General features: G+C 71.4%; 14 protein-coding genes and 1 pseudogene. 12 read left to right on the top strand and 3 right to left on the bottom strand.

Translation table 11 applies throughout. The features are described 5' to 3' along the window. Nucleotides 1-12: 12 nt before the first annotated feature. Nucleotides 13-501, bottom strand: coding sequence for a GNAT family N-acetyltransferase (locus ACQUFX_RS21675; RefSeq protein WP_428962149.1), 489 nt, complete (start codon nucleotides 499-501; stop codon nucleotides 13-15). A gap of 110 nt (nucleotides 502-611) precedes the next feature. Between ACQUFX_RS21675 and ACQUFX_RS21670 the strand changes: the two genes are divergently transcribed. The 12 genes and pseudogenes from ACQUFX_RS21670 to ACQUFX_RS21615 all read left to right on the top strand — a co-directional run bounded on the left by ACQUFX_RS21670 (nucleotide 612) and on the right by ACQUFX_RS21615 (nucleotide 10,901). Continuing rightward, on the top strand, nucleotides 612-941 hold the full coding sequence (locus ACQUFX_RS21670) for an STAS domain-containing protein (RefSeq protein WP_428962148.1): 330 nt from the start codon (nucleotides 612-614) through the stop codon (nucleotides 939-941). Between the two features lie 709 nt (nucleotides 942-1,650). Further along, nucleotides 1,651-1,812, top strand: a pseudogene (locus ACQUFX_RS21665) (ISL3 family transposase); the annotation flags it as partial. Between the two features lie 165 nt (nucleotides 1,813-1,977). Then, nucleotides 1,978-2,664 carry a choice-of-anchor M domain-containing protein gene (locus ACQUFX_RS21660; RefSeq protein WP_428962147.1) on the top strand — a complete coding sequence of 229 codons (687 nt, stop codon included), beginning with the start codon at nucleotides 1,978-1,980 and terminating at the stop codon, nucleotides 2,662-2,664. 20 nt (nucleotides 2,665-2,684) lie between these two features. Next, a complete protein-coding gene (locus tag ACQUFX_RS21655) occupies nucleotides 2,685-3,347 on the top strand; it encodes a choice-of-anchor M domain-containing protein (protein WP_428962146.1) in 663 nt (220 codons plus the stop codon). A gap of 146 nt (nucleotides 3,348-3,493) precedes the next feature. Beyond that, complete coding sequence (locus tag ACQUFX_RS21650) at nucleotides 3,494-5,071, top strand: anchored repeat ABC transporter, substrate-binding protein (RefSeq protein ID WP_428962145.1); 1,578 nt, start codon at nucleotides 3,494-3,496, stop codon at nucleotides 5,069-5,071. After that, nucleotides 5,068-6,018 (top strand): choice-of-anchor M domain-containing protein, encoded by a 951-nt coding sequence (locus ACQUFX_RS21645; RefSeq protein ID WP_428962144.1) that lies wholly within the window; start codon nucleotides 5,068-5,070, stop codon nucleotides 6,016-6,018. Before ACQUFX_RS21650 ends, ACQUFX_RS21645 begins: the two co-directional genes overlap by 4 nt. Continuing rightward, nucleotides 6,015-6,758, top strand: coding sequence for an anchored repeat-type ABC transporter ATP-binding subunit (locus ACQUFX_RS21640; RefSeq protein WP_428962143.1), 744 nt, complete (start codon nucleotides 6,015-6,017; stop codon nucleotides 6,756-6,758). Before ACQUFX_RS21645 ends, ACQUFX_RS21640 begins: the two co-directional genes overlap by 4 nt. After that, nucleotides 6,758-7,681 carry an anchored repeat-type ABC transporter permease subunit gene (locus tag ACQUFX_RS21635; protein ID WP_428962142.1) on the top strand — a complete coding sequence of 308 codons (924 nt, stop codon included), beginning with the start codon at nucleotides 6,758-6,760 and terminating at the stop codon, nucleotides 7,679-7,681. The genes ACQUFX_RS21640 and ACQUFX_RS21635 overlap by 1 nt, the downstream gene beginning before the upstream one ends. A 132-nt stretch (nucleotides 7,682-7,813) precedes the next feature. Beyond that, nucleotides 7,814-7,993: a 50S ribosomal protein L32 gene (rpmF, locus tag ACQUFX_RS21630; RefSeq protein ID WP_428962141.1), complete on the top strand. Its 180-nt coding sequence runs from the start codon at nucleotides 7,814-7,816 to the stop codon at nucleotides 7,991-7,993. Then, nucleotides 7,990-9,228, top strand: coding sequence for a GTP-binding protein (locus tag ACQUFX_RS21625; RefSeq protein WP_428962140.1), 1,239 nt, complete (start codon nucleotides 7,990-7,992; stop codon nucleotides 9,226-9,228). Before rpmF ends, ACQUFX_RS21625 begins: the two co-directional genes overlap by 4 nt. Nucleotides 9,229-9,624: 396 nt before the next feature. Continuing rightward, nucleotides 9,625-10,497 (top strand): class I SAM-dependent methyltransferase, encoded by an 873-nt coding sequence (locus ACQUFX_RS21620; protein WP_428962139.1) that lies wholly within the window; start codon nucleotides 9,625-9,627, stop codon nucleotides 10,495-10,497. Beyond that, on the top strand, nucleotides 10,494-10,901 hold the full coding sequence (locus ACQUFX_RS21615) for a Fur family transcriptional regulator (protein ID WP_428962138.1): 408 nt from the start codon (nucleotides 10,494-10,496) through the stop codon (nucleotides 10,899-10,901). The genes ACQUFX_RS21620 and ACQUFX_RS21615 overlap by 4 nt, the downstream gene beginning before the upstream one ends. 144 nt (nucleotides 10,902-11,045) lie before the next feature. Here ACQUFX_RS21615 and ACQUFX_RS21610 read toward each other — a convergent pair whose 3' ends face one another. Together ACQUFX_RS21610 and ACQUFX_RS21605 are read right to left on the bottom strand one after the other, a co-directional pair. Continuing rightward, complete coding sequence (locus ACQUFX_RS21610; protein ID WP_428962137.1) at nucleotides 11,046-11,306, bottom strand: type B 50S ribosomal protein L31; 261 nt, start codon at nucleotides 11,304-11,306, stop codon at nucleotides 11,046-11,048. Further along, nucleotides 11,303-12,592 carry a CobW family GTP-binding protein gene (locus ACQUFX_RS21605; protein WP_428962136.1) on the bottom strand — a complete coding sequence of 430 codons (1,290 nt, stop codon included), beginning with the start codon at nucleotides 12,590-12,592 and terminating at the stop codon, nucleotides 11,303-11,305. The genes ACQUFX_RS21610 and ACQUFX_RS21605 overlap by 4 nt, the downstream gene beginning before the upstream one ends. Nucleotides 12,593-12,653: the final 61 nt, after the last annotated feature.

Below are 12,653 nucleotides of genomic sequence, written 5' to 3'. Positions count from 1 at the left end.
TGCCATCGGAGGTCAGTCGTCGGCGAGGATCGCGTAGAGGTCCGAGTCGCGCCAGCCATCCCGAACGTACGCGGTGCCGCGCATCCGGCCCTCGTACTGCATACCGATGTTGCGGAGCACCGCTGCGGAGGCAACGTTACGTGGGTCGCACGTGCCAAAGATGCGGTGACGCCCGTGCTCGTGGAACCCCCTGCGCAGCAGCAGCCGCGCCGCGGCCGTCGCGATGCCCCGCCCCCACAGTCGCGGATGCACGGCGTACGCGACCTCGCCGGTGCTCGGCCCGTGCAGTCTCAGCTCTGCGGTGCCCACGACCTCGCCATCGACGAGCACCCCGAACACCATCCGGCCCGGCACCGCCGCGACCGCGGCCCGCACGTATGCCTGCGTCTGTTCATAGGTGTTCGGTCCCCACACCTGATACCGGCACGACTCCGGTAGACGGGCCCAGTCGTGGACAGCGGCGACGTCATCGAGTGTGAGGGGACGAAGTTCGAGCGCCACAGCGACACGCTAGACCAGTGCCTGACACTGGCGGAGTGTTGTCCGTGATGAGCATCGCCACCGCACGACGTGACGGGCACCACCGTCGACATGTCGACAGGGATCACCTCATGACCACCTTCCTGCGCCTGACGACTGGCCATACATCCGACGGCACGCCCGATGGTGACCGCCGTCGGGAAACCGACCCCAGTAACGCCGGCACCTTCAGACAGACACTCGCCAAGACCGTCGAACCCGACCGTCGCCCGCTGGCGGTCGATCTCACCCAGATCGACGACCTCGACAGCGCCGCCCTTGCCGTACTGTTCGCCCACGCCGAGAACACCGACATCCGCATCGCACCGCTGCCCGAATCCCAGCTGACCATCAGCGGCGATGAACACCGACCGGACGTTGAGGATGGCCTTCTCGGTGTGGACGGGGCAACCCCACGCTGAGTCACCCCACGAGTCGGCGATGTGATCTCGGCCGCCGCGGTGCATCCTTCGGCACCGCACCGCCGACCTGACAGCTTCCGGGGCGGGGCCGGGCGGCTTGCGCGGCGGCAGCAGACCGCATCCGGGCGGCGAGTGCCGCGGCGGCACGCTGCTCGGCCTCGGCGCGCAGTTTCTGCTCGGCGCGTACCGCCTTGGCCAACTCGTCGGGAGCGGCTCTGGCGCGGGGCCTCGGCGGCCGTCTTCGCCTGCTCGATGTGGTGGTTTCTCGATGGCCAGGGCCGCCGTGCCGGTGAATTCCCAAATCAGGGCGAGGTCGGTGTCCTGCGGGCACGGGGCGCGCGGTGGTACATGGCGAGAGTCCCCAACAGGCTGCCGTCACGGGCCAGATTCGGCATCGACCAGCAGGCACCCAGCCCGGCCCTGTCGGCGAGGCTCCGGAAGTCGTCCCAGACGGGTCGGTGGCGATGTCGGTGACGATGACCGGCTCCCGCCGGTGGGCGGCGGTGCCGCAGGAGCCCACACCCTCGCCGGTGGCGATCCCGTCGATGGCCTGGTTGTGGAGGTCGGGCAGGCTCGGCGCGGCGCCGTGGCGCAGGGCAGGTTCCAGGGGCCTGCCCGGAACCGGCGGTGTCCTACGGACGGTGGTGACGGAGGGTTCCGGTTAGCCGAGAACTCAGTTGGAGACGGGGTCGCGTTCGAGGGTGTGGACCGGACGGTGGCCGGTGTGCCGGTTGACGAGCGCCGGGTGGTGGTCCGCGTGCGGGTGCGGCGTCCGGTGTGCCCCACGCGCGGCTGCCGGCAGACCTTCCGGGAACAGGTTCCCGGGGTGCTGGAGCGATACCAGCGCACATCGGTACATCGGCATCGACGTCAACACCGCGCCCACGAACCCGCAGGGTGACCTCGGCTCCGTGTCAACGGCGCAGGGGTGGTGGGTCGTGTGTCGCGCCGGCCCTCTATCGCGCCTCGATGAAAACGAATATCATTGTCATCACGTGGCCTGCTTGGGGCTGGCCACCGTGAAGGAGGTCGTCTCGTGTTGACCGCAATCCGCCCTCGGGTCGGGAAGGTCCTGGTCGCCGGTGCCGCGATTGTCGCGGTGCTCGGAGCCACCGCCGCACCGGCGCGGGCCGACGGCGTCGGAGCGCCGGTGGTTCTCTCCGCCGGCCACGTCGACGTGATCGAGGTGGAGTACGAGGACGGCGTGCTCGAGCTCGGGGTGCATGACGACACCGTCGAGCCCGGCGTGCACCGCCACCACTCCGACGTCATCTTCGTCGTCACGTCGCAGGCCAGGACCTCGGTTCCCGGTGACCCGGCCTTCGGCTTCCTGGGGCGTGCCGGCTCGCCGGTATGGGTCCTGCCGCAGGCGCAGAACGAGGACCTGCTCTGGGCCGGGATCGCCACCGAGGAACTCGAGGAGGGTGTCTTCGAGGCCGACTCGGTCGACCTGACGGTGCAGCAGCTGATCAGCGCGCCCAGCTCGGGGCAGGTGGCCATCTACACCGAGGACCAGTTCGGGCAGCCGACGGTGCTGGCCAACAGCCGTGACGGACTGCCGGACGTCGTCGAGCTGCCGGTGGGGGACCACCTGCACGCCAACTGGGCCTTCAGCAAGCCCGGCATCTACCTGCTCAAAGCGAAGGTCGGTGCCACCCTGGCCGGCACCGGAACCGTGATCGGGTCCGACTCGGTCTACCTGCGCTTCGTCGTTCTGCCCTGACGGCCCCGGACACCAGGAGGATGGACGTGATCAGAATCCGGTATGGCCGGTGGCTCGCCGGGGCCGTGTCGGCCGTTCTGGCGGGAGTGTCGTCGCTCACGGTAGCCACCCCGGCGAGGGCGGCCATCGTCGAGTTGACCAGCGGGCACGTCGATGTCATCGACGTGAACCACACCGCTGGCGGACCGATCGTGGTCAGCGTTCGTGACGACACCGGCTCGGTCCCGGTGGAGCGGGACCCGGCCACCGTCGTCTTCAAGGTCCCCCCGGCGGCCTACAGCGCCGTGCCGTCGGGTCCGGCCTGGTCGTTCCTCGGCAGCGGTGGCCACGCGTACGTCCTGCCCCAGGCCAACACCAGCGGGTTGCTCTGGGCGGGTTGGAACACGACCCAGGTGGCCAGTGGCGCCCTGCAGAACAACCGGGTCGTGTTCCGGCTGACCCATGTGCAGGGGCCGGGTGGTTTCAGCGTCTACACCGCCTCCGGCGGCACCCCGACGGTGCTGTTCGACAGCGGTGACGGACTGCCGGACAGCCTCAACGTCAACCGCAACGCGCACGCCCACGTCAACTGGGGCTTCGACGTCGCGGGTACCTACCTGGTGACCTTCCAGGTCAGTGGCGTGCGGGCCGCCGACGGCCAGGCCGTGAGCACCACGAAGCAGTTCACCTTCCAGGTCGGCTGACTCTCCCGGCCGCGTCTGCGCCGCGCCCGATCCCACCCGGGGTCGGGCGCGGTCCGTCGCACCCACGGTGCCTGCTTATACACATGATAATCGTTTCCGTTAGCGTGGTAGCGTGCGGGCCTGCGGATCGTCGAAGGGGTGAACAGGTGCCGAACGCGCGCGGGCTGGTCCTGCTGGTGCTGTTGGCGGTCGGCCTGGCCGGTTGCTCTTCGGGCGAGGTGCTCAGTGACCGCGATGGTCGTGTCCAGGTCGTGACGACGACCGGGATCCTGCGGGACCTGGTCGCCAATGTCGGCGGCGACCGGGTCGCGGTCAGTTCCCTGGTGCCCGACAGGGCCGACCCGCACTCCTACGAACCGTCCCTGCGGGACGTGCGCAACGTCGTCTACGCCGATCTGGCCTTCAGCAACTACCTGCTGTTGGAGGAGCACGCCGTCATCAAGGCGCTCGACGCCAATCTCCGCGAGGGGGTGCCGAACGTCTCCCTCGCCGAGGGGGCGGTCAAGTACGCGGCCGAGATCATCCCGCTGGTGGAGGACGCCGGCTTGGACACGATCTGGCTCGGTATGCGGGTTCGTGGCGCCGGTGCCGCCTACGGCGCCAACCGCACCTCGGACGTCCTGCTCAACGCCACCGCCGTGGACGGCCCGGCCGTCATGGCCGCTTACCTCACCGAGTCGTTCGGCAACCCGACCTTCTACCTCAACTCGGCGGACGGCTTCGACCCCGCCACCGGGTACCGGGACGACACGGCCATCCTGCCCCCGGACGCCCACACCCACATGAGCTGGGTCTTCGCCGAGCCAGGGGTGTACCGGCTGTCGATGTCGGCGCGGCTGGCGGTCACTCCGGATTCGCGCCCGGTCCCGCTCGGCGAGCAGACCTTCACCTTCGCCGTCGGAATCGACCCGCACACCGTGCCGGGCATGACCGGAGCCACCGTGCTGCGCTCCGGGCACGCCGACGTGACCGTCGACCTGGACGCCGCCGCGACCGGCCGACCGGCCCTCTACCTGCTCGCCGATCCCCACGGCGGCGGCGACGCCCACCAGCGGATCCACGATCCCGCCCGAACCGTGATCGAGGTGCCGAACAAGGCCCTGGCTCCGGTACCGGCCGACCGGGCCTTCCGCTTCCTCGGCCGTCCCGGCACCCAGATCCACCAACTTCCGCAGGCGGTCCTCGGCAAGCACGTCCACGGTGAGATCGACCCCCACCTGTGGCAGAACGTCCGCAACGTCATCGCCTACGTGGAACTCATCCGGGACACCCTCATCGGAGTGGATCCGGCCGGCGCGACGGCGTACCGGGACAACGCCGCCGCCTACGCCGCGGAGCTGGAGACCCTCGACTCCTACGTCCGCACCACGCTGGCGCAGATCCCGCCCCACCGCCGGCACCTGATCACCACCCACGACGCCTTCGGTTACCTGGGCGCCGCCTACGACGTGCAGATCTCCGGCTTCGTGACCCCGCACCCGGCCGCCGAACCGAGCCTGGCCGACCGCCGCCGCCTCACCGAGACGATCCGCAACCTGCGGGTACCGGCGGTGTTCCTGGAACCCAACCTCCGGGCCCGCTCCTCGACCCTCACCGAGGTCGCCCGGGCCCTCGACGTGCGGGTGTGCGAGATCTACGGCGACACCTTCGACGACCGGGTGACCACCTACGCGCAGATGATGCGCTTCAACGCCGAGTCGCTGCGGGACTGCCTGGCGACATGAAGGAGGAACGAGTGAGAGCCCGTCGTCTGCTGACGGTGGTACCGGTGGTCCTGCTGGCGCTGGCCGGGCCGAGCGGCGCCGCCGCCGCGGCACCCGCACCCGCGTCACCGGATGCGGCCCTGGACCAGTCGATCGCGCCCGACCAGCCGATCTCCCCCGAGCCTGCGGTGCTCTCCGCCGGTCACGTCGACATCGGCCCCCGCTACGTCGACGACCAGTGGACCCTGCTCATCCACGACGACGCGGTCGAGGCCGTGTGGCGCGATCCCGACCGCACCGTGCTGCGGGTCACCGACGCGGCGATCCAGCCCGTACCGGACGATCCGGCGTACGAGTTCCTCGGCGTCGCGGCCGGCACCCCGGTGCACGTCGTCCCGCAGGTGCAGCACCCCGAGGTGGTGTGGGTGGGCTGGAACACCCAGGACCCCCGGGTCATGCGGACCATCGACCGGGGCGTGACCCTCGAACTGGCCGGGGTCGAGGGCCCCGGCACGGTCACCATGTACGTGCAGTCCGGCACCTTCAGCGAACCGCAGGTGCTGTGGCGCTCCACCGAGCCTCCCGGGCAGCCGATGTGGGTGGAGGTGAACACCCACACCCACGCCAACTGGGTGTTCACCGCACCCGGCGTCTACCTGGTCGCGGTACGGGTCAGCGCGACGTTGGTCAGCGGCGAGCAGGTCACCGCCACGAGACATCTCCGCTTCGCCGTCGGCGACGCCACCAGCAGCGACGCCGCCCTCGCCGTCGTACCCCCCACGGTGCCGGCCCCCTCCTCGTCGGAGGCCGCCGCGACCAGCGCGGAGGAGGCGGACGGGAACACCGCCACCTGGCTCGTCGCCGCCCTGGCGGTGACCGCCGTCGGTCTGACGGTGGCCCTGCTCGTGGTCCTGCTCCGTGGCCGGGCGGCCCGGCGGAGCGCCGAGCGGCAGCGGGAGCTGACGTGAGTGCGCTGGTGGTGAACGGCCTCGACGTCGACCTCGGTGGCCGGCCCGTGTTGCGCGGCGTGGACCTGCGGGTCGAATCCGGTGAACTGGTGGGCCTGATCGGGCCCAACGGCGCCGGCAAGACGACGCTGCTGCGGTCGGTGCTCGCGCTGCTGCGCCCGAGGGCCGGGCAGGTCCTGGTCGCGGGCGTACCCAGCCGGCCGGGCCGCTCCGCCGTGGGGTACGTGCCGCAGCGGCACGAGTTCGCCTGGGAGTTCCCCATCTCGGTCGAGCAGGCCGTGCTCACCGGCCGCACCCGACGCATCGGTCTGCTGCGCCGCCCCGGGGTGGCCGACTGGCGGGCCGCCGCCGAGGCCATCGACCGGGTACGCCTCGGTGACCTGCGCCGCCGGCCGGTCGCCGAACTCTCCGGCGGCCAGCGGCAACGGGTGCTGGTGGCGCGGGCCCTGGCCCTGGAACCCGAGCTGCTGCTGCTCGACGAACCGTTCACCGGGCTCGACCTGCCCACCCAGGAACTGCTCGGTGACCTGTTCACCGGCCTCGCAGCAGAAGGAAAAGCGCTGTTGATGACCACCCACGACCTCATCGGTGCGATGTCGTCCTGCACCCGCCTGATCCTGCTCAACCAGCGGATCGTCGCGGAGGGGAAACCGACGGAGCTGCAGGACCCGCAGGTGTGGATGCGCACCTTCGGGGTCAGCGACCGCTCTCCGCTGCTGAGGATGGTCCGGGCCCACTGATGCCGATCACCGACTTCCTCAACGATCTCCTCAACCCAGACCTGGCCTTCCTGCCCAAGGCCCTGGCGATCGCCGTCATGTCCAGCATCGTCTGCGGGGTCATCGGCTGCTACGTGGTGCTGCGGGGGATGGCCTTCATCGGCGACGCCGTGGCCCACGCGGTCTTCCCCGGCCTGGCGGTCGCCTTCGTGCTGCAGGGCAGCCTGGTCCTCGGCGGCGCGGTCGCCGGCATCGTGACGGCGCTGCTGATCGCCGTGTTCGCCCAGCACCGCAGGATCCGGGAGGACTCCCTCATCGGGGTGTTCTTCGTGGCCGCCTTCGCCCTCGGCATCGTGATCATCTCCCGGGCGCCCGGGTACGCCGGGTCCCTGCAACAGTTCCTCTTCGGCTCGATCACCGGCATCCCGGACCGGGACCTGTACACCGTCGGGTTCACCGGCCTGGCGATCCTCGCGGTGGCGTTTGTGCTGCACAAGGAGCTGGTCGCGGTCTGCCTGGACCGGGAGATGGCCCGCTCGATCGGTCTGCGGGTGTTCTGGCTGGACATCGCGCTCTACGTGCTGGTCACCCTCGCCGTGGTGATCTCCCTGCAGACGATCGGCAACATCCTGGTCCTCGCGCTGCTGATCACCCCCGCCGCCACCGCCCGGCTGCTCACCGACCGGCTGGCGGTGATGATGCTGCTCGCCCCCGTCATCGGTGGCGGGTCGGCCCTGGTGGGGCTCTACCTGTCGTGGAGCTACGACCTGCCGGTCGGCGGCACCGTCGTGCTGGTCGCCACCGCCGCCTTCGTCCTGGCCTGGCTGTTCGCCCCCCGGCACGGTCTCGTACCCGGGCGGTGGCGCGGGGTACGCGCCCGCGGCGGCACCGGAGCGCCACGGGTCGCCCCCGCCGCGGAGGTCCCCGACCAGGTGGTGGGCTGAGGTTCCAGGCGCCGACCGTCGATTGGACGGCTCACCTCGGTGTTCGTCCTCCCCCGGTCCGGTGCGGGGCGAATCTGAAAACGAAAACCAGTTTCGTTATGCTGGGTGGACCCCCTCGGAAAGGAGACCCCCATGGCCGTACCGAAGCGGAAGATGTCGCGGTCGAACACGCGGCACCGACGGGCGCGGTGGAAGGCGAGCACGCCGACGTTGACCCCCTGCCCGTGCCCCCGCAAGGAGATGGTGGTGCCGCACCGGGCCTGCGCGCACTGCGGCCTGTACAAGGGGCGCCAGGTGGTGGGGGAGGGGTGACCGGCCGGCTGCCGGTGACGGTCCTCTCCGGCTTCCTCGGGGCGGGAAAGACCAGCCTGCTCAACCATGTCCTGGCCAACCGGGACGGGCTGCGGGTGGCGGTGATCGTCAACGACATGAGCGAGGTGAACATCGACGCCGCGCTGGTCCGCGACGGGGGCGCCCTGTCGCGGACCGAGGAGCGCCTGGTCGCGTTGACCAACGGCTGCATCTGCTGCACCCTGCGGGACGACCTGCTCGACGAGGTGGCCCGGCTCGCCCGACTGGGCCGCTTCGACTATCTGCTGATCGAGTCCAGCGGCATCTCCGAGCCGATGCCGGTGGCCGCCACGTTCGCCTTCGGCGTGGAGGACGGGCAGGTGCTCGACGACCTCGCTCGCCTGGACACGACCGTGACGGTGGTGGACACGGCGGCCCTGCTGGCCCACATCGAGGCGGGGGAGACGCTGCAGGCGCGCGGGCTGGCCGCCTACGAGGGGGACGACCGCGGCATCGCCGACCTGCTGGTCGACCAGATCGAGTTCGCCGACGTGCTGGTGGTCAACAAGACCGATCTGGTCGCCCCCGCGGACGTGGCACTGGTGGAGGCGCTGCTGACCCGTCTGAATCCGGCCGCGCGGCAGATCCGTGCCGTCCACGGGCGGGTGCCACCGGTGGAGATCCTCCACACCGGCCGGTTCGACCTGGAGCGGGCGGAGAGCGCACCCGGCTGGGTCGCCGAGCTCAACGGCGAGCACGTGCCGGAGACCGAGGAGTACGGCATCTCCAGCGTCGTCTTCCGCGACCACCGGCCGTTCCACCCGCGGCGGCTGTGGGATCTGCTCGCCGATGGGCTCGACGCGTTCGGTGTGGTGCGGTCCAAGGGATTCCTCTGGCTGGCCAGCCGCCCGGACGTGCAGGCCCTCTGGTCGCAGGCCGGCCCGTCCGGGCGCTGCGACCCGGTCGGGATCCCGGTCGCCGTGTCCGGGCAGTGGCCGCAGGATCCCGACGAGCGGGCGGAGCTGGAGGGGCGCTGGCATCCGGTCTTCGGGGACCGGCAGCAGGAACTGGTCCTCATCGGTGTCGGACTGGACGGGGAGGGCCTTCGGGCCGCCCTGACCACCTGCCTGCTCACCGACGCCGAGATCGCCGTGGGGGAGTCCGGGTGGCGGGACCTGCCCGACCCGTTCCCCGCCTGGGACCTCGGTGACCTGCACGACCACGACCGGGGCCACGCCGAATCGGCTCGGGTCTGACCAGGCCCGTCACCCCACCCTCGACGAGGTCACCCGGTGGCGGCGGATCAGGCCCGGTCACCCCGGGCGGCGGTGCGGTCCAGCCGGAGTGCGTCCTGGTCCGGGCAGCGTGCCCGGGGCAAGCGAGCGTGCCCCGGCCCCGCTCCTGCTGCGGTGTCGAGCCGGTGGGCGGACGGGGGATGTCGATGGGCCCGGTCGAGGAACTGCGGCACCTGCGGGCGGTCGTCGACCTCATCCCGTCCGAGCTGCCGGAATGCTGAGCCGTCGACGTGCTCGTGGCCGGCGGGGCGACTTATCGGTTAGGATTTTCATTACCAAATAGCGCGTCGTCGTGGGCGACCCACCTGCGGTCGGATCGCTACCGACGGCGAACAGGCGGGCGGGAAGGGAGCGTCGATGACGAGCCGTGGATGGCCGAACCCGACGGTCGAGGCGTTCGAGCAGGCTGCCCCGCACTACGACCGCACCGGCGTGTCGTTCTTCGGGCCGCTCGGCACCGAGCTGGTGCGCTGTGCCGGGATCCGGCCGGGTGAGCGTGTTCTCGACGTCGGCTCCGGCCGGGGAGCCGTCCTCTTTCCGGCGGCCCAGGCCACCGGGCCGACCGGGCACGTCACGGCCATCGATCTCGCCCCGGCGATGGTGTCGCTCACCGCGCAGGACGTCACCCGCGCCGGCCTGACCCACGTCGACGTCCGGATCGGTGACGCCCAGCAGCCGGACCTTCCGCCGGGCGGCTTCGATGTCGTCCTGGCCGGAATGGTCGTCTTCCTGCTGCCGGAGCCCGAGCGGGCGCTGCGGGCGTACGCGCGGCTGCTGCGGCCGCCGGGCCGCCTGGCGGTGAGCACCTTCGCCGCCCCGGACCCGGCCCACGTGGCCGCCGTCGAGGCGCTCGCCACGCACCTGCCCGCAGACCAGCCATGGCCGGTGCCGAAGGCCGATCCGTTCGCCGACGAGCGGACGATCCGGGCGACCATGACCGAGGCGGGCCTCGCGGTCACCGCCATCAGTGAGCACCGGGTCGAGAGCCGGTTCCGCGACGTGGACCACTGGATGGAGTGGATGTGGTCGCACGGCGGGCGGGCGCTGCTCCGGCACGTACCCGCCGACCGCCTCGAGGCGGCCACCGCCGACGCGGCGCGGGCGCTGAAGCCGGCCCGTGTCGACGACGGTGGACTGTCCCTGACCACCGCGGTGCGCGTCACCGTCGCCGCCCTCCGGGCCGACGGGTCGGCCCAGCCGGCGGCCGGACCGGACGGGGGCGGCCGGTGACCGTCGGGCCGCTGCCGGGTGCGGCTCGCAACACCCGGCAGCGGGCGGAGGTCATCGAGCTGCTGAACCGCTGCGACGGGTTCCGCAGCGCGCAACGCCTGCACGCCGACCTTCGTGAGCAGGGTGTGACGGTCGGGCTCACCACCGTCTACCGCACCCTGCAGAGCCTGGTCGAGGCGGGCGAGGTGGACACCATGCGCCTGCCCTCGGGGGAACAGTTGTTCCGCCGATGCAGCCGTACCCACCATCACCACCTGGTCTGTCGGCACTGTGCGCGCACGGTCGAGGTCACCGGCCCCACGGTCGAGGCATGGACCCGCCGCGTCGCCGGCCGGCACGGGTTCACCGACGTGAACCACACCCTGGAGATCATGGGTACCTGCGCCGCCTGCCTCCCCCGGTGACCGGCTGCCGGTCGAGTTCGTCCCGGCGATCGACGCGTCGGCGCCGACGGTGCGGCATCCCGGCGCACAGGCCCCGGTGCCGCACCGCCGCCGACCGCCGGGGTGGCGCCCGGTGACCCGCTCAGCCGACGCGGGCCCTGGTCGTCACGACCGCCGGGAAGCGTGGCGGGCGTACTTGGCGCGGAACTTCTCGACCCGGCCCTCGGTGTCGAGCAGGCGCTGCCTGCCCGTCCAGAAGGGATGGCTGGCGGAGGAGATCTGCACGTCGATGACAGGGTAGGTGTGGCCGTCGGTCCACTCGACGGTCTGCTCGCTGGTGGCGGTGGATCGGGTGAGAAAGGCGAAGTCGGCCGCCCGGTCGCGGTAGACCACGGGCCGGTACTCGGGGTGGATGCCGGGCTTCATGCTGGTTCTCCTTCGGTGTCGGTGCTGCCGGGTTCGGCGAGCGGGAAGCAGTCGGTGAACGGGTCGTCGTAGGTCCGCCAGACGGCCTCGCCGTCGGCGAGTTCGGCGTCGGTGAGCAGGCAGCCGGCGAGGGTGCGGTGCGTCTCGACGGGGTCGAGGTCCAGGCCGATCAGGACGAGGTGCTGGTGCCGGTCGCCGTAGTAGGGGTCCCAGTCCAGGGCGGCGGCGAGCCGGCGGTTGTCGGAGACCTCATCCCACCGGGGGTCGGGCAGAGCGGTCAGCCACCGGCCGAGGGAGCCGAGGCCGAGACCGCCGCCGGCGAACTCCCAGGCGATGACCGTGTCGGGTTGGCTGGCCAGCCAGATGTGCCCCCGTGAGCGGATGACCTCGGCGTTGACCTCCTCGAGGACGTCGTGCAGCCGCCGGGGGTGAAACGGGCGGCGGGCGCGGAACACGACCGAGACCACGCCACAGTCCGGCTCCGGCTCGTGCACGCCGAGGGCGTGGCCCTCCAGCCCTCGGGTCAGGACGCCGGGGTTCTCGGGGTGGTGCCGGCGGGTACGGCGGAGCTGGCGGGTCAGCGCGTGGGCGTCGACGAGGTCGGCGTCGACGCGGACCTGGGTCGCCCACGGGGCCATCCGATCGAGGAGGACGGACAGTCGGGTGGTGTCGTAGGCCCCCTCGCGGGACTGCCCCCACAGCACGAGGGTGTCGGCGTGCTCGATCTGCCGGACGACGACGTCGGCGAGCGCCCGATCGTCGTTGCCGGCGGCCTGGATGTTGAGGGTCCTCAGGTCGTCGGTGCTGGCCAGGCCGTCCAGCAGGTGTTCGGCGTCGACCACGGTGACGTAGGAGTCGACGTGCAGCAGATCGGTGATCGGCGCGCCGTCGACGAGGCAGTGGGCGCACACGGCGGCGACCGCCTCGGGTTCGACCACCTCGGGCAGCATCAACAGCAGGTCGCGGTCGCGGTCCGCGCGGGCCAGGCGGGCGAGGGTGGGCAGCACGTCCTCGCGCAGCGTGCAGGAGACGCACCCGTGCGCCAGGGTGATCCGTTCGTCCTCGAGCACGCCCGCACCGTCGCGCACGGTGCGGTGCACGATCCCGTCGTCGAGGTCCGCCAGCTCGTGGCGGACGAGGACGAGCGACGGGTCCGCCACGAGCAGCGCGCGGGCGAGGGCGTACGTCGCGGACGGCCAGAAGCCGCTGAGCACGGTCAGCGACGGGCGGAGGTCGGCCGCCGGGACGCCGGGGCCGGCCGGTGCGAGCGGGGACGTCGACATCACAAACCTCTCGACACTTGTTGAAAACGATTGTCATTATAAACACGTGGTCGATGACGAGGGT

Origin of the sequence: Micromonospora fluostatini, assembly GCF_050410825.1 — a bacterium.
In the GTDB taxonomy this organism is placed as follows: domain Bacteria; phylum Actinomycetota; class Actinomycetes; order Mycobacteriales; family Micromonosporaceae; genus Micromonospora; species Micromonospora rosaria.
This window is presented reverse-complemented; position numbering and strand designations above follow the sequence as displayed.

Excerpts from the sequence above, each read along its gene's own strand:
- ACQUFX_RS21610 (WP_428962137.1), bottom strand. The coding sequence starts at position 11,306 with ATGAAGCCCGGCATCCACCCCGAGTACCGGCCCGTGGTCTACCGCGAC.
- ACQUFX_RS21670 (WP_428962148.1), top strand. The coding sequence starts at position 612 with ATGACCACCTTCCTGCGCCTGACGACTGGCCATACATCCGACGGCACG.
- ACQUFX_RS21655 (WP_428962146.1), top strand. The coding sequence starts at position 2,685 with ATGGACGTGATCAGAATCCGGTATGGCCGGTGGCTCGCCGGGGCCGTG.
- rpmF (WP_428962141.1), top strand. The coding sequence starts at position 7,814 with ATGGCCGTACCGAAGCGGAAGATGTCGCGGTCGAACACGCGGCACCGA.
- ACQUFX_RS21645 (WP_428962144.1), top strand. The coding sequence starts at position 5,068 with ATGAAGGAGGAACGAGTGAGAGCCCGTCGTCTGCTGACGGTGGTACCG.
- ACQUFX_RS21620 (WP_428962139.1), top strand. The coding sequence starts at position 9,625 with ATGACGAGCCGTGGATGGCCGAACCCGACGGTCGAGGCGTTCGAGCAG.
- ACQUFX_RS21635 (WP_428962142.1), top strand. The coding sequence starts at position 6,758 with ATGCCGATCACCGACTTCCTCAACGATCTCCTCAACCCAGACCTGGCC.